This is a genomic window from Bordetella trematum, from assembly GCF_900078335.1.
Lineage (GTDB): Bacteria > Pseudomonadota > Gammaproteobacteria > Burkholderiales > Burkholderiaceae_B > Bordetella > Bordetella trematum.
This window is the reverse complement of record NZ_FKBR01000012.1, coordinates 102,441-123,495: the sequence shown is the minus strand read 5'-3', so window position 1 is coordinate 123,495 and position 21,055 is coordinate 102,441. Positions and strand designations below refer to the sequence as shown.

21 protein-coding genes are annotated in these 21,055 nt (G+C 64.9%); 8 read left to right on the top strand and 13 right to left on the bottom strand.

The features are described 5' to 3' along the window. Positions 1 to 23: 23 nt before the first annotated feature. The 5 genes from A7V84_RS06605 to A7V84_RS06585 all read left to right on the top strand — a co-directional run bounded on the left by A7V84_RS06605 (position 24) and on the right by A7V84_RS06585 (position 5,749). Positions 24 to 575, top strand: coding sequence for a biotin transporter BioY (locus tag A7V84_RS06605; protein ID WP_025517975.1), 552 nt, complete (start codon positions 24 to 26; stop codon positions 573 to 575). 226 nt (positions 576 to 801) lie between these two features. Continuing rightward, complete coding sequence (locus A7V84_RS06600; protein ID WP_025517974.1) at positions 802 to 1,965, top strand: ABC transporter substrate-binding protein; 1,164 nt, start codon at positions 802 to 804, stop codon at positions 1,963 to 1,965. A gap of 167 nt (positions 1,966 to 2,132) precedes the next feature. Then, the gene (locus A7V84_RS06595; RefSeq protein WP_063492037.1) at positions 2,133 to 3,170 is read left to right on the top strand and encodes a branched-chain amino acid ABC transporter permease; all 1,038 of its coding nucleotides are present in this window, start codon (positions 2,133 to 2,135) and stop codon (positions 3,168 to 3,170) included. Positions 3,171 to 3,173: 3 nt separating this feature from the next. Then, positions 3,174 to 5,012, top strand: a complete 1,839-nt coding sequence (locus A7V84_RS06590) for a branched-chain amino acid ABC transporter ATP-binding protein/permease (RefSeq protein WP_063492038.1) — start codon at positions 3,174 to 3,176, stop codon at positions 5,010 to 5,012. Continuing rightward, complete coding sequence (locus A7V84_RS06585; RefSeq protein WP_025517970.1) at positions 5,009 to 5,749, top strand: ABC transporter ATP-binding protein; 741 nt, start codon at positions 5,009 to 5,011, stop codon at positions 5,747 to 5,749. Before A7V84_RS06590 ends, A7V84_RS06585 begins: the two co-directional genes overlap by 4 nt. A gap of 43 nt (positions 5,750 to 5,792) precedes the next feature. Here the strand turns inward: A7V84_RS06585 and A7V84_RS06580 are convergent, their stop codons facing one another. From A7V84_RS06580 to fdxA, 11 genes are all read right to left on the bottom strand, one after another. Beyond that, positions 5,793 to 6,641: a branched-chain amino acid aminotransferase gene (locus A7V84_RS06580; RefSeq protein WP_025517968.1), complete on the bottom strand. Its 849-nt coding sequence runs from the start codon at positions 6,639 to 6,641 to the stop codon at positions 5,793 to 5,795. 140 nt (positions 6,642 to 6,781) lie between these two features. Then, positions 6,782 to 7,768: a branched-chain amino acid ABC transporter permease gene (locus A7V84_RS06575; protein ID WP_025517967.1), complete on the bottom strand. Its 987-nt coding sequence runs from the start codon at positions 7,766 to 7,768 to the stop codon at positions 6,782 to 6,784. Then, positions 7,765 to 8,652, bottom strand: coding sequence for a branched-chain amino acid ABC transporter permease (locus tag A7V84_RS06570; RefSeq protein ID WP_025517965.1), 888 nt, complete (start codon positions 8,650 to 8,652; stop codon positions 7,765 to 7,767). Before A7V84_RS06570 ends, A7V84_RS06575 begins: the two co-directional genes overlap by 4 nt. Before the next feature lie 88 nt (positions 8,653 to 8,740). After that, on the bottom strand, positions 8,741 to 9,955 hold the full coding sequence (locus tag A7V84_RS06565; protein ID WP_025517963.1) for an ABC transporter substrate-binding protein: 1,215 nt from the start codon (positions 9,953 to 9,955) through the stop codon (positions 8,741 to 8,743). A gap of 42 nt (positions 9,956 to 9,997) precedes the next feature. Further along, positions 9,998 to 10,711: an ABC transporter ATP-binding protein gene (locus tag A7V84_RS06560; protein ID WP_025517962.1), complete on the bottom strand. Its 714-nt coding sequence runs from the start codon at positions 10,709 to 10,711 to the stop codon at positions 9,998 to 10,000. After that, complete coding sequence (locus A7V84_RS06555) at positions 10,708 to 11,481, bottom strand: ABC transporter ATP-binding protein (RefSeq protein ID WP_025517961.1); 774 nt, start codon at positions 11,479 to 11,481, stop codon at positions 10,708 to 10,710. The genes A7V84_RS06560 and A7V84_RS06555 overlap by 4 nt, the downstream gene beginning before the upstream one ends. 220 nt (positions 11,482 to 11,701) lie before the next feature. Further along, on the bottom strand, positions 11,702 to 12,337 hold the full coding sequence (nth, locus tag A7V84_RS06550) for an endonuclease III (RefSeq protein ID WP_025517960.1): 636 nt from the start codon (positions 12,335 to 12,337) through the stop codon (positions 11,702 to 11,704). 11 nt (positions 12,338 to 12,348) lie between these two features. Then, a complete protein-coding gene (gene rsxB, locus A7V84_RS06545) occupies positions 12,349 to 12,990 on the bottom strand; it encodes an electron transport complex subunit RsxB (protein WP_063939976.1) in 642 nt (213 codons plus the stop codon). A gap of 50 nt (positions 12,991 to 13,040) precedes the next feature. Further along, positions 13,041 to 14,273 (bottom strand): polyhydroxyalkanoate depolymerase, encoded by a 1,233-nt coding sequence (locus A7V84_RS06540; RefSeq protein WP_025517957.1) that lies wholly within the window; start codon positions 14,271 to 14,273, stop codon positions 13,041 to 13,043. Positions 14,274 to 14,399: 126 nt separating this feature from the next. Further along, complete coding sequence (locus A7V84_RS06535) at positions 14,400 to 15,197, bottom strand: ferredoxin--NADP reductase (protein WP_063492039.1); 798 nt, start codon at positions 15,195 to 15,197, stop codon at positions 14,400 to 14,402. Positions 15,198 to 15,240: 43 nt separating this feature from the next. Next, entirely contained in the window at positions 15,241 to 15,564 is a 324-nt protein-coding gene (gene fdxA / locus A7V84_RS06530; protein ID WP_025517953.1) for a ferredoxin FdxA, read from the bottom strand. Between the two features lie 155 nt (positions 15,565 to 15,719). Here fdxA and pncB point away from each other — a divergent pair, with 155 nt between their 5' ends. Together pncB and A7V84_RS06520 are read left to right on the top strand one after the other, a co-directional pair. Beyond that, positions 15,720 to 16,895, top strand: coding sequence for a nicotinate phosphoribosyltransferase (gene pncB, locus A7V84_RS06525; RefSeq protein WP_025517951.1), 1,176 nt, complete (start codon positions 15,720 to 15,722; stop codon positions 16,893 to 16,895). A 32-nt stretch (positions 16,896 to 16,927) separates the two neighbouring features. Continuing rightward, positions 16,928 to 17,281, top strand: coding sequence for a RidA family protein (locus tag A7V84_RS06520; protein ID WP_025517949.1), 354 nt, complete (start codon positions 16,928 to 16,930; stop codon positions 17,279 to 17,281). Positions 17,282 to 17,325: 44 nt separating this feature from the next. Here A7V84_RS06520 and A7V84_RS06515 read toward each other — a convergent pair whose 3' ends face one another. Both A7V84_RS06515 and A7V84_RS06510 read right to left on the bottom strand, forming a co-directional pair. After that, positions 17,326 to 17,829, bottom strand: a complete 504-nt coding sequence (locus A7V84_RS06515; protein ID WP_063492040.1) for a flavodoxin family protein — start codon at positions 17,827 to 17,829, stop codon at positions 17,326 to 17,328. Between the two features lie 8 nt (positions 17,830 to 17,837). Continuing rightward, positions 17,838 to 18,659: a M90 family metallopeptidase gene (locus tag A7V84_RS06510; protein WP_063492041.1), complete on the bottom strand. Its 822-nt coding sequence runs from the start codon at positions 18,657 to 18,659 to the stop codon at positions 17,838 to 17,840. A gap of 119 nt (positions 18,660 to 18,778) precedes the next feature. On the opposite strand from A7V84_RS06510, the gene A7V84_RS06505 reads away from it, so the two are divergent. Next, on the top strand, positions 18,779 to 20,980 hold the full coding sequence (locus A7V84_RS06505) for a RelA/SpoT family protein (RefSeq protein WP_033534280.1): 2,202 nt from the start codon (positions 18,779 to 18,781) through the stop codon (positions 20,978 to 20,980). The last annotated feature ends 75 nt before the right edge of the window (positions 20,981 to 21,055 follow it).

The window sequence follows — 21,055 nt, the reverse complement described above, 5'->3', positions numbered from 1 at the left end:
AACCAGGCCCCGGGGAGGGCTCCATGACCAACAAGAACCTCGTACTGGCGGCGCTGTTTGCCGCGCTCATCGTCGTGCTCAGCCTGATGCCGCCGATACCGCTGCCGGGTATCCCGGTGCCGATCACCTTGCAGACGCTCGGCGTGATGCTGGCCGGCGTGATGCTGGGACCGTGGCGCGGCCTGGCCGCCTGCCTGCTTTATCTGGCGCTGGCGGCCATCGGCCTGCCCGTGCTGCCGGGCGGGCGGGGCGGCCTGGGCGTGTTTGCCGGCCCGACCGGCGGCTTCCTGGTCGGCATGCTGCTGGGCGTTGTCGTGACGGGCCTGGTGGCGCGCGCGCTGGCGTATGGCGCAATGGCCCGGATGCTGGGCGCGTATCTTCTTGCCTGCCTGCTGGGCGGCATTCTGGCGGTCTATGCCGTGGGGGTGCCGTGGCTGGCGGCCGTGACGCAGATGGAACTGTCCAAGGCTGCGATGGCGGTGGCGGTGTTTGTGCCGGGCGATCTGATCAAGGCTCTGATCGCTTCCTGGGCGGCCTGGCGGGTCGAGCGGGTGTGGCCCTTGTTGCGGCGCTGAGATGTTCGGGATTTCCCGCAAAGACGGCGAGCCCTGTTCCCGCGAGAATTCGCCAATAACAAATGCGTTTGTTGTTTTTTTGGATGGCCCTAGGGTTGATCCCGAGGTCGATGGCCTTGCTCCATTTGATACTCTTTTAACCCTATAATATTTTTTTCTGTATAACTTTAAACAGGTTTGGCGATCCGCTTTGCGGCACACCGGGCCACCACAGGAGACATAAATCATGCGCAAGCAATCCGGCTTGTCGGCGCTGGCCGCCGCTCTCGCCCTGGCCCTGCCTCTGGCGGCTGCCGCCCAGGTCAAGGTCGGCGTCACGGTGTCGTCCACGGGGCCGGCCGCCTCGCTGGGCATCCCCGAGCGCAATACCGTTGCCCTGCTGCCCAAGGAAGTCGCCGGCCAGAAGATCGAGTGGATCGTCCTGGACGATGCCACCGACACCACCCAGGCGGTCAAGAATTCGCGCAAGCTCGCCTCCGAAGACAAGGTCGACGTTCTGGTCGGCACGTCGGTGACGCCGGGCTCGCTGGCCATGGTGGACGTGGCCGCAGAATCCAAGGTGCCGATGATCAGCGTGGCCGCCAGCGCCAAGATCGTCGAACCGGTCGACGACAAGCGTCGCTGGGTTTTCAAGACGCCGCAGAACGACGCGCTGATGGCCAGCGCTCTGGCTGACGCCATGGCCAAGTCCAAGGTCAAGACGCTGGGCTTCATCGGCTTCGCCGACGCCTACGGCGATGGCTGGCTGGCGGTGATGCAGGAGGCCGCCAAGGCCAAGGGCATCGAGGTCGTCGGCGTGGAGAAATACAGCCGCACCGACACCAGCGTTACCGGGCAGGTGCTCAAGCTGCTGGGCGCCAAGCCGGACGCCATCCTCATCGCCGGGGCGGGAACCCCTTCGGCGCTGCCGCAGAAGGAACTGAAGGCGCGCAATTATGGCGGCCTGATCTTCCAGACCCACGGCGCCGCCAACAACGACGTGCTGCGCGTCTGCGGCAAGGATTGCGAAGGCATGCTGCTGCCTGCCGGCCCGCTCCTGGTCGCCGCCCAGCTGCCCGACAGCAACCCGGTCAAGCAGTCGGCCCTGGCCTATCGCGACACCTACGAGAAGGCCCATGGCGAAGGCTCGACCAACACCTTCGGTGGCCATATGTGGGATGCCGGCCAACTGGTGGTGGCCGCCATTCCCGAGGCGATCAAATCCGGCGCCAAGCCGGGCACCCCGGAGTTTCGCGCCGCCATGCGCGACGCCCTCGAAAAGGTCCAGAACCTGGCCGTCTCGCAAGGTGTCTTCAACATGAGCCCGACCGATCATGCCGGCTTTGACGAGCGTTCGCGCGTCATGGTCAAGGTCAAGGACGGCAAGTGGCTCTACCAACCTGACCTGTAAATCGCCCCGACAGGGCGGCGCGCGGCGGCTCCTTGAAGGCCGGCGCCCGCCGTCCAGGCGTAGTATTCCGGCTGTTCTGCCGCCAGACGCACCGGCCTGTGGGCCGGTGCGCTGTATCCGCAGCGCCTGGCGAGACAATAAAAGGTCGTAAATAAGGTTGTAGTTCGATGGATTCCTCAATTGCGTTGATCCTGCTGCAAGACGGCATCGTCAACGGCGCCATCTATGCCCTGCTCGGCATGGCGCTGGTGCTGGTGTTTGCCGTCACGCGCGTTATTTTCATTCCCCAGGGCGAGTTCGTGGCATTCGGCGCGCTCACGCTGGCCATGCTGGTCGACGGCCGGGTGCCCGGCACGGTGTACCTGCTTTGCCTGCTGGGCGGGCTGGCCTTCCTGATGGAGCTGTTGCGCGCGCTGCGCACCGGCTTGTGGTCGGGCATGCCCAAAACCATCGCTGGTTACCTCGTGCTGCCGGCGCTGCTGTGGTGGATTACGACCACGTATGTCGGGGCGGGCAACTCGCTGTGGCTGAACATGCTGCTGACGCTGATCCTGGTCGTGCCCATGGGACCCATGGTTTACCGTATCGTGTACCAGCCGCTGGCCGAGGCCAGCGTGCTGGTGTTGCTGATCACATCGGTGGCGGTGCACTTTGCCCTGACCGGCCTGGCGCTGGTGTTCTTCGGCGCCGAAGGCTGGCGCACGCCGGCCTTCGTCAGCGGGCAGATCGATCTGGGCTTTGCCACCTGGTCGGCGCAAAGCCTGTTTGTGGTGCTCACCTGCGCCGTGCTGATCGTGGCGTTGTGGCTGTTCTTCGGCAAGACGCTGTACGGCCGCGCGCTGCGCGCCACCGCAGTCAACCGGCGCGGCGCCCGCCTGATGGGCATCAGCACCACTATGTCGGGCAGCCTGACCTTCACCTTGGCGGTAGGCATCGGCGCCATGTCGGGAATGCTGATCGCGCCCATCACCACGGTCTACTACGACACCGGCTTCATCATCGGCCTGAAAGGCTTCGTCGGCGCCATCATCGGCGGCCTGGCAAGCTATCCGATCGCCGCGGCCGGGTCGCTGATGGTCGGGATTCTCGAAGCTTTCTCCTCGTTCTGGGCCAGCGCCTACAAGGAAGTCATCGTCTTTACCCTGATCATTCCGGTTCTTGTCTGGCGTTCGTTCGGCAGCCGCCACGTGGATGATGAGGAATAAACCATGAACCGTATTCTTCTTGCCGTATTCGTCATCATCATCGCGGCGTTGCCGGCCGTCTCGGCCACGCCCGAGTTCTGGATCACTCAACTTAACTACATCGGGCTGGCCAGCCTGGTAGCTCTTGGCCTGGTGCTGCTGACCGGCGTCGGCGGCCTGACCTCCTTTGGCCAGGCCGCCTTTGTGGGCCTGGGCGCCTACACCACCGCCTATCTGACCACGCAGTACGGCACGTCGCCCTGGCTGAGCCTGGGCGTGGGCTTGTTGCTGACCGCGGGCGTGGCCTTCTTTCTGGGCCTGATCACTCTGCGCCTGTCGGGGCACTTCCTGCCGCTGGGCACCATTGCCTGGGGGCTGTCGCTCTTCTATCTGTTCGGCAACCTGGATTTTCTGGGCAAGCATGACGGCATCGCCGGCATCGAGCCGTTGTCGCTGTTCGGCATCTCGCTGGCCGGGGGGCGGGAGATCTATTACCTGATCTGGGCGCTGCTGCTGCTGGCGCTCTGGGCGACCCGCAATCTGCTGGACTCGCGCCCCGGGCGGGCCATCCGCGCGCTCAAGAATGGCGCCGGCATGGCCGAGTCCATGGGGGTGAACACCGAGAGCTACAAGATCATCATCTTCGTGTGGGCAGCCCTGCTGGCCTGCCTGTCCGGGTGGATCTACGCGCACATGCAGCGTGCCGTGAGCCCCAGCCCCTTCGGCCTGAACTACGGTATCGAGTACCTGTTCATGGCGGTGATCGGAGGGGCGGCCCATGTCTGGGGCGCGGTGCTGGGCTCGGCCGTGATCCTTGGCCTGAAAGACCAGTTGCAGAACTGGTTGCCCAAGCTGCTGAACACCGACACCAACATCGAGCTGGTGGCGTTCGGGGTGTTGATGATCCTGGTGCTGCAATACGCCAGCAATGGCTTGTGGCCCATTCTGTCTGGCTGGTGGGCCCGCCTGACCGGCGCGGCGGCTGCGCAGCGTCTGCAGGCCCCGCCGCCGCAAGCGCCGCCGCTGCCGCAACGCGCCCGTCCGAGCGCAGGCGAACTGGTCCTCGAGGTCGACGCCATACGCAAGGAGTTCGGCGGGCTGGTGGCAGTCAATGACATCAGCTTCCAGGTCAAGGCAGGAGAGATCGTCGGCCTGATCGGCCCGAACGGCGCGGGCAAGAGCACCACCTTCAACCTGATCAGCGGCGTGCTGCCGGTCACCCGTGGCGAAGTGCGTTTCCTGGGCGAGCGCACCGACGGGCTGTCGGCGCGTGCGATCGCGCAGCGCGGCGTGGGCCGCAGCTTCCAGCATGTGCAGTTGCTGCCGACCATGACCGTACTGGAGAACGTGGCGCTCGGCGCGCACATGCGCACCGAGGTCGGCGTGCTCGCCGGCGCTCTGCACACGGATCGCGCCCGTGAGGCCCAGTTGCTGCATGAAGCGGCGGTGCAGCTGCGCCGCGTGGGCCTGGGCGATTATCTTTATGAGCAGGCAGGAAACCTGGCCCTGGGCCAGCAGCGCATCCTGGAGATCGCGCGGGCGTTGGCCTGCGATCCGGTGCTGCTGTTGCTGGACGAGCCGGCCGCAGGCCTGCGTTACAAGGAAAAGCAGGAGCTTGCCCAGGTGCTGGAGCAATTGCGTGCCGAGGGCCTGAGCATCCTGCTGGTGGAACACGATATGGATTTTGTGATGCGCCTGACCAATCACCTGGTCGTCATGGATTTCGGTACCAAGCTGGCCGAAGGCGTGCCGGCCGAGGTGCAGCAGAATCCGGCGGTGCTGGAGGCCTATCTGGGCGGGATCGACGACGATCTGCCCGAGGCCGATCAGGCCAAACCGGCGGCAGTGGGAGGCGTGCAATGAGCGCGGTGCTGGATGTGCGCGGGCTGTCGGCCCGTTATGGCAAAGTCGGCGCTTTGAATGACGCCGCCCTGCAGGTGCCGGCGGGCAGTATCGTCACGGTGATCGGCGCCAATGGCGCCGGCAAGTCGACCATGCTCAATGCGATCATGGGCTCGCTGCCGCAGTCAGGGCATGCCAATGGCCAGGTGCAGTATGCCGGCCAGGAAGTCGGCAGCTGGGCGGTCGAGCGGCGGGTCTCGGCAGGCATGTCGCTGGTTCCCGAACGGCGGGAGCTGTTCGGCAGCATGTCGGTCGAAGACAACCTGTTGCTGGGCGGCTTCAGGCGCTATCGCGCCCGCGAGGCGGGCTGGCGCGATACGCTGGATGAAGTATTCGAGCTGTTCCCGCGCCTGCGCGAGCGGCGTCAGCAGCAGGCCGGTACTCTGTCGGGCGGCGAGCGCCAGATGCTGGCGGTGGGTCGTGCGCTCATGGCCAAGCCGCAACTGCTCATGCTCGATGAGCCGAGTCTGGGCCTGGCGCCGCGTATCGTGCGCGAGATCTTCCACATCATTGCGCGGCTGCGTGAAACCGGTGTGGCGATTCTGCTGGTCGAGCAGAATGCCCGCGCAGCCCTGCAAGTGGCCGACTACGGCTATGTGCTGGAAACCGGTGAGATCGTGCTGCATGGTCCGGCGCGCGAGCTGGCCGGCAATCCGCGTGTCATCGAAAGCTATCTGGGCCTGGGCAAGCAGCACTGACCCGAGGCGAATGAAAAAGCCGGGCCAGGCCCGGCTTTTTTATTCAGGCGCGTACGCCCTGGCGGGCATAATCCATGTAAAGCGAATAGGCGCGACGCGCCATCGGGCCCTGCGCCAGCTCGCGCTGTTCGACCCGGTTGACGTGCATCACCTTGGCGTAGTTGCCGGTAGAGAACACTTCGTCGGCGGTCTCGATGTCGGCGCGCGTCAGGCTGCGCTCCTGGACATCGACGCCGTCGGCACGCAGCAGGGCCAGTACGCGCTGGCGCGTGATGCCGTTCAGGAAAGTGCCGTTGTGCACCGGCGTGGCCACGATGCCGTCCTTGGCGATCCAGAGGTTGCTTGAAGCGAATTCCGCGATATGGCCGTCGCCGTCGCACATGATGGCGTTGTCGAAACCGCGTGCGTTGGCCTCGGCGATGGCGCGCTGGCCGTTGGGGTAGAGGCAGGACGCCTTGGCATCCGTCGGGGCCATGTTCGGCCAGGAGCGAGCGAAGCTCGAGAACCCGGCGGAAAAGCCCGCTTGCGGCCCGGGCATGGGCACCTTGAAGACATGCAGCACGAACTGCGTGCGGGCGGCATCCGGCAGCAGAAAGCCGTCGGCGCAGTAGAACATCGGCTTGATGTACAGCGCGCTGCCGGCCGGAAAGCGCGCCACGGCCTCGCGGCACAGGCGTTCGATCTCGCGGGCGTCGATGGCCGGTTTCATCAGCATGCGCTCGGCCGACCGGATCACCCGCTGGCAATGCAGATCGAGGTCGGGCAGCAGCCCGTCGAAGGCGCGCGCGCCGTCAAATACCATGCTTGCCATCCAGAAAGCATGGTCGGCCGGACCCAGCAGCTTGGGGTTGTCGGTCAGCCACTGACCGTCGTGCCAGAAAAGCGCATCCATCGTGGATTCATCCTTGTTCATCAGGCGCTGTGCGCGCCAAGAAAGAGAGCATACCGCGTCCGATGACCGGGTCTGGGCAGGGACGCCGCAGGAAAAACAAACCCGCCTTGTGGGCGGGTTTGAGACAGGCTGAGAGGGGGTCAGGCGCGTGCCGCGCGGCGGCGCTGGCGCCAGGCGTCGAGTTCGCCAACCAGGCCGCGGCGGAAGGCCATGACGCAGATCACGAAGATCAGGCCGATCACGATGGTGACCGACTCGCCCAGGCGCAGGAACCAGTCTACGCCGGTCAGTTTGGCCATGAACATGCCGAAGTCGCCCACCTTGTTTTCCAGCAGCACCACCAGCAGCGCGCCGATGATGGGGCCGGTCAGGGTGCCCAACCCGCCGATGAGCGTCATCAGGATGACCAGGCCTGACATCTGCCAGGTGGCGTCGGACAGGGTGGCCGAGACGAACACCAGGGTCTTGGCCGCGCCTGCCAGCCCGGCGATGCCGGCCGACAGCACGAAGGCCAGCAGTTTGAAGCGGTCGGTGTCATAGCCCAGCGAAATGGCACGCGGCTCATTCTCGCGCAGCCCTTTGAGCACCTGGCCGAAGGGCGAGTGCACGGTGCGCCAGATGATGAAGTAGCCGATCGCAAAGATGCCCATCACCACGTAGTAGAGGTTCAGGTCATTGGAGAGATCCAGGACGCCGCCCAGCAGCGAACCGCGCGGCACGCCCTGCAGGCCGTCTTCGCCGCCGGTGAAATGCGCCTGCAGAAAGAAGAAAAACACCATCTGCGACAGCGCCAGGGTGATCATGGCGAAGTAGATGCCGCTACGCCGGATGGCCAGGATTCCCATGCCCAGGCCGAGCAGGGCGGCGACCAGCACGCCGAACAGCAGGCCGAACTCGGTCGGCCAGCCCCACACCTTGAGGGCGTGCCCGGTGGCGTACGCGGCGCTGCCCAGAAACGCGGCGTGTCCGAAGGAAAGCAGGCCGGTGTATCCCAGCAGCAGGTTGAAGGCGCAGGCGAACAGGGCGTAGCACATCACCTTCATGGCGAAGATGGGATACACGCCCAGCATCGGCAGCGCGGCCACGACAATGATGGCGGCGGCATAGCCCAGTAGTTGACGGTTCATTTTTCCTTCCCGAACAGTCCGGCCGGACGCAGCAGCAGCACGATGGCCATGATGATGAAAACGACGGTGCTGGAGGCTTCGGGCCAGAACACCTTGGTCAGACCTTCGATTACGCCCAGCCCCAGGCCGGTGACGATGGCGCCCATGATCGAGCCCATGCCGCCGATCACGACCACGGCGAACACCACGATGATGAGGTTGGAGCCCATCAGCGGCGAAATCTGCAGCACCGGGGCGGCCAGCACGCCGGCAAACCCGGCCAGCGCCACGCCGAAGCCGTAGGTGAGGGTGATCATGCGCGGCACGTTCACGCCGAACGCCTCCACCAGGCGCGGATTCTCGGTGCCGGCGCGCAGCAGGGCGCCCAGGCGGGTTCGTTCGATCACGTACCAGGTGGCCAGGCACACCACCAGCGAAGCCACCACGACCCAGCCGCGATAGATGGGCAGGATCATGAAGCCCAGGTTGGTGGCGCCGCGCAGCAGTTCCGGCGTGGGATAGGGCTGGCCCGACACGCCATAGACGCTGCGGAACAGGCCTTCGATCAGCAAGGTGAGGCCGAAGGTGAGCAGCAGGCCATAGAGGTGGTCCAGCTTGTAGAGGTGGCGCAACAGCAGGCGTTCGATCACGATGCCGAACAGCCCCACCACCAGCGGCGCGACGACCAGCATGACCCAGTAGTTCAGGCCCAGATAGGCCAGACCCATCCAGGTCAGGAAGGCGCCCACCATGTACAACGCGCCGTGCGCGAAGTTGATGACGTTGAGCAGACCGAAAATGACTGCCAGTCCCAAGGAGAGCATGGCATAGAACGAACCGTTGACCAGACCGAGCAGCAGTTGCCCTAGCAATGCTTGTATCGGGATGCCGAAAATTTCAGTCATCGTAAAAACATCCTGCGCGTGCAAAAAAGGGGTTGAAGATCAGTGGCCGGCGCCGCCCGCGGGCAGTACCGGCCACGGTCATGCGGGGTTATTTCTTGATCAGCTTGCAGGTCGACTCGGACGGCTTGGTGTAGATCTCCTCACCCGGCAGCGTGGCGATGACGTTGTAGTAATCCCAGGGACCCTTGGATTGCTCCGGGGTCTTCACCTGCATGAGATACATGTTGTAGACCATGCGCCCGTCATCGCGGATGTAGCCACCCTGCGTGAAGAAGTCGTTGATCTTGTTGCCCTTCATCCACTTCATGATGGCGTCGCCATCGTCGGTGCCGGTTTCCTTGACGCCCTTCAGGTAGAAGGAGACGGCAGAGTAGTCGGCAGCCTGCAGCATGGAGGGCTTGCGCTTGATCTTGTCTTCGAAGCGCTGAGCCCAGGCACGCGAGGCATCCGATTGGTTCCAGTACCAGCCGTCGGTCAGATACATGCCCTTGGTGGCTTCCAGGCCAAGGGAGTGGATGTCATTGATGAACACCAGCAGACCGGCCATCTTCATGGTGTTGGTCACGCCGAATTCGTTGGCCGCCTTGATCGAGTTGATCGTGTCGCCGCCGGCGTTGGCCAGCCCCAGGATCTGGGCCTTGGAAGCCTGGGCCTGTAGCATGAAGGAAGAGAAGTCCGAGGCGCCCAGCGGCGCGCGAACCTGGCCCTTGACCTCGCCGCCGGCGGCCTTGACCACGGCGGCGGTATCGCGTTCCAGCGCATGGCCGAAGGCGTAGTCGGCGGTCAGGAAGAACCAGGTCTTGCCGCCGTCCTTGACCACGGCCGAGCCGGTGCCGCGCGCCAGCGCCACGGTGTCGTAGGCATAGTGAACGGTGTACGGCGAACACTGCGAATTGGTGAGATCGGAAGCCCCGGCGCCAATGGCGATGAAGGGCTTTTTCTTCTCGGTGGCGACCTGCGCCATGGCCAGGCTGGCCGCCGAGTTGGTGCCGCCGATCAGGACATCCAGGTGCTGCTGATCGAACCACTCGCGCGCCTTGGCCGAGGCGATATCGGCCTTGTTCTGGTGATCGGCGGTGATCAGTTCGATCTTTTTCCCGTTGACGTTGCCGCCGGCGTCTTCGATGGCCATGCGAATGGCTTCGACGCCGCCGCGTCCGTCAATATCCGAATAGACGCCGGACATGTCGGTGATGAAACCGATGCGCAGAACGTCGTCGCTGATGGATTGGGCCTGGGCGGATAGCCCAAGGGTTCCCAGGCCCGCCAGGGCCAGTGCAGCTGGAAGGATGTGCAGCTTCATGGGGTGACTCCTAGAGGAGTTGCGGCCGGTCGGCCAAGGGGGTCATACGCCCAGCAATTCGTTGAGCGAGTCCTGTTTCTCGGGCAATTGTTCGGCGCTGAATTGTTCGACGATCTCGCCATGCTCCATGACGTAGAAGCGATCGGCCAGCGGTGCGGCAAACCGGAAGTTCTGCTCGACCATCACGATGGTGTAGCCACGCGCCTTGAGCGCGGTGATCATGCGACCGAGGGCCTGCACGATCACCGGAGCGAGGCCTTCCGAGATTTCGTCCAGCAGCAGCAGGTTGGCGCCGGTGCGCAGGATCCGGGCGACCGCGAGCATCTGCTGTTCGCCGCCCGACAGTCGGGTGCCCGGCGAGTGGCGACGCTCGTGCAGGTTGGGGAACATGTCGTAGATCTCGGCCAGCGACATGCCGCCACCCAGCGCTCCGCCGACCGGCGGCGGCAGCAGCAGGTTTTCTTCGCAGGACAGGCTGGCGAAGATGCCGCGCTCTTCGGGGCAGTAACCCACGCCGAGGTGGGCCACCTTGTGCGTGGCCAGATCGATGGCTTCGGTGCCGTGGATGCGGACCGAGCCTGTGCGCGAGCCGGTCAGGCCGAGGATGGCGCGCAGGGTGGTGGTGCGCCCGGCGCCGTTGCGTCCCAGCAGGGTGACGACTTCGCCCTGATTGATGTTCAGGTTCACGCCATGCAGGATATGTGACTCGCCATACCAGGCCTGCAGGTCGCGGATCTCCAGTGCGGGAGTGCTCATGCATGGGCTCCTTCGAGTTCGCCTTCGGTTGTTCCCATATAGGCTTGCATGACGGCAGGGTGCCGCGACACTTCGGCGTACGTGCCTTCGGCCAGCACCGCCCCGCGAGCCAGAACCGTGATGGTGTCGGCGATCGAGGAGATCACCTTCATGTTGTGTTCGACCATGAGGATGGTGCGGCCGGCGCTCACGCGCTTGATGAGTTGCGTGACCCGATCCACGTCTTCGTGGCCCATGCCCTGCGTGGGTTCATCCAGCAGCATGAGCTCGGGCTCCATGGCCAGGGTGGTGGCGATCTCCAGGGCGCGCTTGCGGCCATAGGGCAGATTGACCGTGATCTCGTCGGCAAAGTCGCCCAGGTCGACCTCTTCGAGCAGCGCGCGCGCCGGCTCGTCGAGTTCGCTGAGGATTTTCTCGCTGCGCCAGAAGTGATAGGACAGGCCGGTACGGCGCTGCAGACCCAGGCGTACGTTCTCGAGCACGGACAGGTGCGGGAATACGGCCGAGATCTGGAAGGAACGGATCACGCCGCGGCGTGCGATCTGCGCCGGCCGTTCGCGCGTGATGTCCAGGCCATTGAAATGGATGCTGCCCGACGTCGGAGAGAGAAACTTGGTCAGCAGGTTGAAGCAGGTTGTCTTGCCGGCCCCGTTGGGCCCGATCAAGGCATGGATATGCCCGCGCTTGACGCGCAGATTGACGTTATTGACCGCGACAAAGCCACGGAATTCCTTCGTCAACCCTTTTGTCTCCAGGATCGTATCGTCCATTCAGCTGCACCCGCGTTGGCGTTCTTTGAAAGAGTGAAGCTGAGTATGCGATACCTGTCCCGGTGCATGCCATGAGGGTTTCTCATAGGTTTTGCGCTGCGCCATGAAAGATTGTCAACCAGGCGACATTGCTGCGCGTTGCGGGGCGCTTGGCGGCGCGTTGGCCGCCGTTGCGGCGCACAAACAAGATCGGACTCATGCCGATCTCAGGGCCTGAGAATCAGGCAGGAGTCTTGGACTTGAACTCGCACAGATCCGAGATGCCGCACTGCGGACACTTCGGCTTGCGGGCCACACAGATGTAGCGGCCGTGCAGGATGAGCCAATGATGCGCGTCCAGCAGGAATTCACGCGGTACGAATTTCATCAGCTTGAGCTCGACCTCCAGCACATTCTTGCCGGGTGCCAGGCCGGTGCGGTTGGAAACCCGGAAGATGTGCGTGTCGACCGCCATGGCCAGCTCGCCGAAGGCGGTGTTGAGCACCACGTTGGCGGTCTTGCGCCCCACCCCGGGCAGCGCCTCCAGCGCCTCGCGCGTGCGTGGAACCTCACCCTGGTGCTGCTCCAGGATGATGCGGCTGGTGGCGATGGCGTTCTTGGCTTTGCTGCGGAACAGCCCGATCGTCTTGATGCATTCGGTCAGGCCGGCCTCGCCCAGTTCGACCATGCCCTGCGGCGTGCCGTGTGTGGGGAAGAACTTGCGCGTGGCAATGTTGACGGACCGGTCGGTGGCCTGGGCGGACAGCAGCACGGCGATCAGCAACTGGAATGGCGTGTCGTACTCCAGCTCGGTGGTGGGCTTGGGGTTGGCGGCTTTCAGGCGCTCGAAGATCTCACGGCGTTTGGCGGCGTTCATGGGGCGGATACTCAGGGGCGCGGGTTGCGACGGGCGCGGGCGCGGGCCAGGGCGGCGGCAATGGCGTCGCGCTTGGCCTGGTCCGTCTGCGCGTCAGGCGTGGTGGGGGGCGGCCGCGTATCGGCCGCAGCGTCGCCGGTGTCGGCCATCAGGCGGGCATTGGCGGCCGACTCCTGCGCCAGCCGGCTGGCCCGCGCCTGGTGGCGCTGACGTCCCTGGGCCGCATCGGCGGGTGTCCAGGCGCGCCCGGCGGGCACCATTTCGATGCAATCGACCGGACAGGGGGCCACGCACAGATCGCAGCCGGTGCACAGATCCGGCAGCACGGTATGCATTCGCTTGTTGGCCCCCAGGATGGCGTCCACCGGGCAGGCGCGGATGCACAGGGTACAGCCGATGCAATGGGCTTCATCGATGCGGGCGACCAGCAAGGGGCCCGGTTCGCCCCGGCTGCGGTCCAGCGGGATTTCGGGAAGCTGCAGCAAGGCGGCCAGCGCCGCCACGCCGGCCTGATCGCCAGGCGGACAGCGATTGATCGGGGCGCTGCCCTCGCTGAGGGCCTGCGCATAGGGACGGCAGCCGTCATAGCCGCATTTGGTGCATTGGGTCTGCGGCAGCAGGGCGTCGATGCGGTCGGTAAGAGAAAGAGGCATAGAAAAAAGCAACGGGCCCGCAGGCCCGTCGGGGTGGCGGCGCGGCCGTTCTAGGCGCTGCGGATGAATTCGGCGATTTTAGGACACACCAGCTCGCGCCAGCGTCGTCCGGAGAAAATCCCGTAATGGCCCGCGCCCTGCACGGTGTAATGGCTCTTGCGCGCAGCAGGAATGCCGCTGCACAGCCGGATCGCGGCACGCGTCTGGCCCTGCCCGGAAATATCGTCCAGCTCCCCTTCGACGGTCAGCAGGGCGGTCTTGCGGATGGCCTGCGGGCGCACCCGTTGTCCGTCCACCTCCCAGGTGCCTTCCGGCAGGCGGAACTCCTGGAACACGCTGCGGATGGTGTCCAGGTAGAACTCGGCCGGCATGTCCAGCACTGCGTTGTATTCGTCGTAGAAGCGACGATGGGCGGCGGCGTCGCTGTCGTCGCCGCGCAGCAGGTGCAGATAGAAGTCGTAGTGCGACTTCAGGTGGCGATCCGGGTTCATGGCCATGAACCCGGCGTGTTGCAGAAAGCCCGGGTAGACCTTGCGGCCGGCGCCAGGGTAATTCAGCGGCACGGCGTGGATCAGCTGGGATTCGAACCAGCTGTAGGGCTTGGTGGTCGCCAGATTGTTGACCTGGGTGGGCGATTCGCGCGGATCGATGGGGCCGCCCATCATCACCATGCTGCGGGGCTGCACCGGCTCGCCGGCCTCGGCCATCAGCGAGATCGCCGCCAGCACCGGCACGGTCGGCTGGCACACGGAAATGACGTGCACGTCGTCATCGGCGCCCAGGTGGCGGATGAAATCCTGCACATAGCGCACGTAGTCGTTCAGATGGAACGGCCCGGCACTCAACGGCACCATGCGGGCGTCGACCCAGTCCGTCACATAGACGTCATGGGCGGGCAGCAGGGCGCGCACCGTTTCGCGCAGCAGCGTGGCATGGTGGCCCGACAGCGGCGCCACCAGCAGGACGCGCGGATCCTTGCGGCCCTTGGTGCGGCGTTGATCGCGCTTGAAGTGCACCAGGCGGCAGAAAGGGCGATCCATCACGACCGATTCCAGCACCTTGACCGCCTGCCCGTCGACGGTGGTCGTTCCCAGACCCCATTCGGGCTTGCGGTATTCCTTGCCGAGGCGATGCATCAACTCACAGCTGGCCGCCAGCTGGCGCGACAGCGGTGTGTAGGCCAGCGGGCTGAACGGGCTGGAAAACAGTTGCGAACCCGCATCCGAGAATGCGACCAGGGGGCGCATGAACGCCCGCTGCATTTCATGCAATTCGTACAGCATCAGGCAGAAGTCCTAGTCAAGCAGAGGCCTATCATTGCCGTGGAATATAACGGTATTTCGACAATGTCTGTGCCTCAGTCCTATTGGACGTCGAACTGTTGCGAAAACGCAGCGTAAAACCCGGGTTTACCAGTAATTTTCGACGGCCAGGTTGCCCGGTATGCCGCGCCGACCCGGTGCGAAGCCGCGTTCGGCCAGCAGTTTCCGGGCATCGGAAAGCATTGCAGGGTTGCCGCAAAGCATGATTTTCACCTGCGCCGGATCGAGGGCCTCCCCCAGCAGGGTTTCCAGGCGGCCGTCGGCCAGCAGCGCGGTGAGCCTTGCCTGCGGGGTGTCGGGCAGGGCCTCGCGCGTGGCCACGGGCAGGTAGCGCAGTTTGTCCGGCCGCTGGGCGAAGTAGGCGGCCAGGGCGGGGTTGTCGGGCAGGCGTTCGATCTCGTCGCGATAGGCGAGTTCTTCGGCATGGCGCACACCGTGCACGACCACGATGCGGTCAAAGCGCGCCCAGGTGGCCGGGTCGCGCAGCATCGACAGATAGGCGGACAGCCCCGTTCCCGATGCCAGCAGCCAGAGCGAGCCGCCCGCCTCGAAACGATCCAGGGTCAGGAAACCAAAGGGCTTTTTCTCGACATAGAGCGCGTCGCCTTCGCGCAGCTGCGCCATGCGAGGGCTGAACTCGCCTTCGGGCACCACAATGGAGTAGAACTCCAGCTCGGGTTCGTCAGGCGCGCTCACCATCGAATAGGCACGCCACAGCGTCGGCTCGGCATCCGGCATATCGGCGGCCGGCAGCCCGACGCGGGCGAATTGGCCGGCCTGGAAGGCGAAGCCCGGATCCCGCGTGACCCGCAGGGAAAACAGCTTCCCCGGAACCCAGGGGCGGACGGCGGTGACGATCTGGCGCGTGTATTTGGTATCGGTCATGCGGAGGCGGCCTTGGCGGAAGACATCCGCATGGGGCCTGAAATCAGCGTTCGAGGTATTGCAGCTTGTCCTGTACGCCATTCCATTCGTCGGCGTCGGGCATGGGCTTCTTGGCGCGGCTGATGCTGGCGAACTGAGGCGACAGTTCGGCGTTCAGGGCGATGAATTTCATCTGATCCTGCGGAACGTCTTCTTCCGCATAGATCGCATTGGCCGGGCATTCGGGAATGCAGACAGCGCAGTCGATGCATTCGTCAGGATCGATCACCAGGAAGTTGGGACCCTCACGAAAACAGTCGACCGGACACACGTCCACGCAATCGGTGTACTTGCATTTGATACAGTTTTCGGTAACAACGTGAGTCATTCTGGGAGCTCCGGGAGCAAACGGGCCTTATCTTGTGATTGCCGGGATTTTACCCGAGCGCGGCGCGGCGGGCCGATAACCCGGGATGGCGGCAGGGTGGGGAGAAGGAAAATGGCCCGATATGCTATGGTTCGCGAAATGTCCGGTGACGCATCATGATTATCACTTCGCTGCTCGACACCGACCTGTACAAGTTCAGCATGATGCAAGTGGTGCTGCACCACTTCCCAGCCGCGCAGGTCGAGTATCGCTACAAATGCCGCAACGCCGGGGTGGACCTGCGCCCCTATCTGGATGAAATCCGCGCGGAAGTGCACGCCCTGTGCCAGCTGCGCTTCACCGATGCCGAGCTCGAGTATCTGCGCGGGCTGCGCTTCATCAAGAGCGATTTCGTCGACTTCCTGGGCCTGTTCCACCTGCCCGAGCGCTGCATCACCATCGAGGAAGGTCAGGGGCCGGGAGAAATCTCGATCACGGTGCGCGGCCCGTGGCTGCACACCATTCTGTTTGAGATCCCCGTACTGGCCATCGTCAACGAGGTCTACTTCCGCAACAGTCAGCCCGCACCCGACTGGGAAGAAGGCCGCCAGCGGCTGCAGTCCAAGATGCACCTGGTGCTCGACGATCCGGCCTTGGCCGATTTCCGGGTGGCAGAGTACGGCACGCGCCGGCGTTTTTCCAAACGTTGGCATGAGGAGGTCGTGGCCACCATGAAGACGCAGATGGGGCCGCATTTCGCCGGCACCAGCAACGTGCTGCTGGCCATGCAGCACGACGTGCGTCCGCTGGGCACCATGGGGCATGAGTACCTGCAGGCCTGTCAGGCGCTGGGTCCGCGCCTGCGTGATTCGCAGGTGTTCGCTCTGGAGGTCTGGGCCAAGGAGTACCGTGGCGACCTCGGTATCGCGCTATCCGATGTCTATGGCATGGATGCCTTCCTGCGCGATTTCGACATGTATTTCTGCAAGCTTTTCGATGGCGCGCGCCATGACTCCGGCGACCCGTTCGTCTGGGGCGAACGGTTGCTTGCGCACTATCGCGAGAACCGTGTCGATCCGCGCGACAAGACCCTGGTATTCTCCGATTCGCTGACTTTTCCGCGCGCCATCGAGCTGGCCCGTCAGTTTGCCGGGCGCTGTAAAGTGTCTTTCGGCATCGGGACCAACCTCACCAACGATCTCGGGCACGAGCCCCTGCAGATCGTGATGAAGATGGTGCGCTGCAATGGTCAGCCTGTGGCCAAGGTGTCGGACGCGCCGGAAAAAACCATGTGCGACGATCCGGCATATCTGGCGTATCTTCGGCAGGTTTTCCAGCTGCCGCCGGCCTGATTCCTTTCAATTTATCCGTTAAGGGGTAGTTTATGAGCAGCATCAAGCGCTTCAACGTCGAAAAGCGCCTGTCCGACATGGCGATCTACAACGGCGTGGCCTATCTGGCCGGCCAGGTGCCCGATGACGCGTCGCTGGACATGGTCGGCCAGACCGAACAGGTCCTGGCGACCATCGACCGCCTGCTGGCCGAGGCCGGCACCGACAAGACCAAGATCCTGCTGGCCCAGATCTACGTGGCCAACATGAAGGAATTCGACGCGATGAACAAGGCCTGGGACGCCTGGGTCGCACCTGGCAACTCGCCTCCCCGCGCCACGGTCGAAGCCCGTCTGGCCAATCCCGACTACAAGGTCGAGATCGTCGTGACGGCCGCCATCGCCTGAACGGTGGCGCCAGGAGCCGTGCCGGCATGGCCGGCTCCTCAGGCTCAGGCGGCCAGCAGCAGCGTGGCCGCCAGCAATCCCCCCAACTCCTGCGCCTGCGCGCGTGCCGTCCCGTCCAGGGTCTTGGGCGCGAGGATGGCCTGCGGCGTCTGCGCGCCATTGCGCACGATGAGCGGCGCGGCGCACAGGCGCAGGCGCCATCCGGTGCAGATCCGTTCGGTCTGGCGTGCCGCACCCGCCCCGTCGGTGCCCGCGCTGATGGCGATGCCATACGGGCGTCCGGCCAGGGCGTCTCCTACCGGATAGTAGTGACGGTCGAAAAAGGCCTTCATTTCGCCGCTCAGGCTGGCAAGGTTCTCGGGGGCGCAAAAGAGCAGGCCGTCGGCCTGCAGCAATTCCTCCAGGGTGGCCTGTTCGGCCGGCAGCTCGCATATCTGCAGCTGCGCCTGCATCTGGTGCGCGGCATCACGGGCGCCCTCGGCCATGGCGCGGGCCAGTTGCCGCGCCGCGCCGGTGCGGGAATGCCAGATGATGGTCAGCGTCTTCATGGGCAGCCCTACGCCGGATCCTGCCGGTAGTATTGCCGCAGCAGCCCATACCATTCGGGCAGGGCCTGTTGCAGGGGCAGGGGAGCGGCAAAGAAGTGTTCTGAGCTCACGGCGAAGAACTCGGCCTCGTCGCTGGCCGCATAGGGGTCCAGGGGCAGGGCTTCATACCAGGGGTCGGCCGTCGGGCTTTCAGGGTCGATGTGCGCGGGGATGGCCGCCTCGATGTCTTCCAGCCAGGTGCGGAACTGCTCCAGGCTCTGCCCGAGCACCTGTTGCCAGCGGCGCGGCTCCAGTTCGGGGTGGGCGCCCAGCGCCGGCATGCCGTCGGCGCCGCCGGCGCGCAGATCGAGCTTGTGGGCGAACTCATGGATCACGACGTTGAATGCACCTTCCGTCTGGATGGCGTCGTCCCATGACAGGATCACCGGACCGCCGTCCCAGGCCTGTCCGGCGGCTTCCTCGAGGAACTCATGCACCACGCCGTCTTCATCCTGCATCACCTGGGGGATGGCGAAGCCGGCAGGATAGACGATGATCTCATCCCAGCCTTCATAGAGCTGGGGCTCCAGCATGAGCACCGGCAACGCGGCCTGGGCGCAGATCGACAGGCGCATGAAGTCGGTCATGACCAGGCCGGCCGCGCCATTGATCTGTTTGCTGGCCAGCAGCCAGGCTGTGCGCGCCAGCAGTTCCTGGCGCTGTTGCGCGTCCAGGCGGGCAAAGAATCCGTGGGCCTGCAGCACCTGCTGCCACAGCGCGGGCGGGACGCGGGCCTGCATCTGCCCGACCTGCGCCGGCGAAGCCCCGCGGCCCCTCAACCATCTCAACATATCCATATTCCTTTGCCGTGCCGCCACTGGCGGCGAAAGCGTTCGAGCCTTAGTGTAGAGTGTGCGAAATATTCCTTGAATCCCTGTTTCCGCCGTCCGTATTGCGTCTGCCCGTCGCCATGCCCGTCCTGCCAGAGACCCCGCCCTCCGTGCCATTCGATTCGACCTGGCTGCAGGCCGCCGTCGCGGGCCTGGATGAGGCCGGGACAGCACTGCTGCAGCGCGCCGTGGCCTGGGCCGAACCGCGCTTTGAAGGGCAGGCGGCCGCCACCGGAGAGCCGCTGGCGCGCCATGGCGCCGGGGTGGTGCGCATTCTGGCCGAGTTGCATACCGATGCCGCCACCCGGGTGGCGGCCCTGCTTGCGGCCTTGCCCACTGACCTGAATGCGCCGCCTGCGCGCAATGATCCGGTCACGGTCGATTTCGGTGTCGAGATCGCCCGTCTGGTGCAGGGCTCGCGTGCGCTGCTGCGGCTGGGTATCGTGGCACGCCAGGCCAGCGACAGCGAGGCCGAGTCGGGCGCCCAGAAGGAAATGCAGCGCAAAATGCTGCTGGCTATGGCGGCGGATCTGCGCATCGTCCTGATGCGGCTGGCCTCGCGGCTGCAGACGCTGCTCTGGTATGCCGAGAGCAAGACCCCATGCGCGCCTGGCTTCGCGCGCGAAACCCTGGATCTGTACACGCCGCTGGCCAATCGGCTGGGGATCTGGCAGATCAAGTGGGAAATGGAAGACCTCGCTTTCCGCTTCCTGGAGCCCGAGCGCTACAAGCAGATTGCCCGGCTCCTGGAGGAAAAGCGCGTCGAGCGTGAAGCCTTCATTGCCGAGACCATCGCCACGGTGCAGCAGGCGCTGGCGGCGGCGGGTATCAAGGGCGAGGTGAGCGGGCGGCCCAAACACATCTACAGCATCTGGAACAAGATGCGCCTGAAGGGCCTGGACTTCAGCCAGATGTTCGACCTGAGGGCCTTGCGCATCATCGTCAACGATGTGCGCGACTGCTACGGCGCGCTGGCCCTGATCCACGAAATGTGGACGCCTCTGCCCGAAGAGTTCGACGACTACATCTCGCGGCCCAAGCCCAATGGCTATCGCTCGCTGCACACGGTGGTGATCGATGCACAGGGGCGTGCCTTCGAGGTGCAGATCCGCACGCATGAAATGCACCAGTTCGCCGAGTACGGCATGGCGGCCCACTGGCGCTACAAGGAGGCCGGGCCTCGGGGCGGACAGGTCGCCGCTTCCAGCGACTACGATCGTCAGCTTTCCTGGATGCGCCAGTTGCTGGCCTGGAACCAGGATGTGGAAACCGCCGGGCAGGCCGGACGTCAGGCCGACGAGCGCATCTACGTTCTGACGCCCCAGGCGCGCGTGATCGAGCTGCCGGTAGGTGCGACGCCAGTCGATTTCGCCTATCACCTGCATACCGACCTCGGTCATCGTTGCCGGGGGGCGCGCGTGGACGGGCAGATGGTGCCGCTGCAGACCCGCCTGTCGACCGGCCAGACCGTCGAAGTCATCGCCGCCAAGTCGGGCGGCCCTTCGCGTGATTGGCTCAACACTCAGCTGGGCTATCTGGCCAGCCCGCGCGCGCGCGCCAAAGTGCGCATGTGGTTCAACGCCATCGAGTTGCAGCAGCGCATCACGCAGGGCCAGGCCCTGGTCGAGAAAGAGCTTCAGCGCCTGGGCAAGACCGCGGTCAACCAGGAGCAGCTTGCCCAGAACCTCGGCTTCGCCAAGGCCGAGGACCTGTACGTCGCGGCGGCCAAGGAAGAGTTCAGCCTGCGCCAGATCGACAGCGTTTTCCAGCAGCCGGCGGCGGCCCCCGAGCCCGCCATGCCCACGCATGCACGCAGCGCATCGAGCGCCGAGAAAGCCGGCAAGAGCGGCGTGCTGGTGGTCGGCGTGGGGTCCTTGCTGACCCAGCTGGCGCGTTGCTGCCGCCCGGCGCCGCCCGATGATATCCAGGGTTTCGTGACACGCGGACGTGGCGTCTCCATCCACCGTGCCGATTGCCACAGCTTCCTGGCGCTGGCCCAGCGCGAGCCGGAGCGGGTCATCGAGGTGACCTGGGGCGACACGGGCGACAGCCTCTACCCGGTGGACATCAGCGTGAGGGCCCATGACAGGCCCGGCCTGCTGCGTGATCTGTCCGAGGTGTTCGCACGCCAGCGCCTGAATGTCGTGGGGGTCAACACCCAGAGCAAGCAATCGCTGGCGCATATGATCTTCACGGTCGAGGTGCGCGGGGCGGATGCCTTGCAGAAGGCGCAGGCGGCGCTGCAGGACGTCCCCGGCGTGTCTTCCGTGGTGCGGCGCTGAGCGTGGGCACAGGCTGACCCGTCCCAGGGTTTCGGGCTATAAGCAGTTGACAGGGTGTCGCACTCACGACGAGGC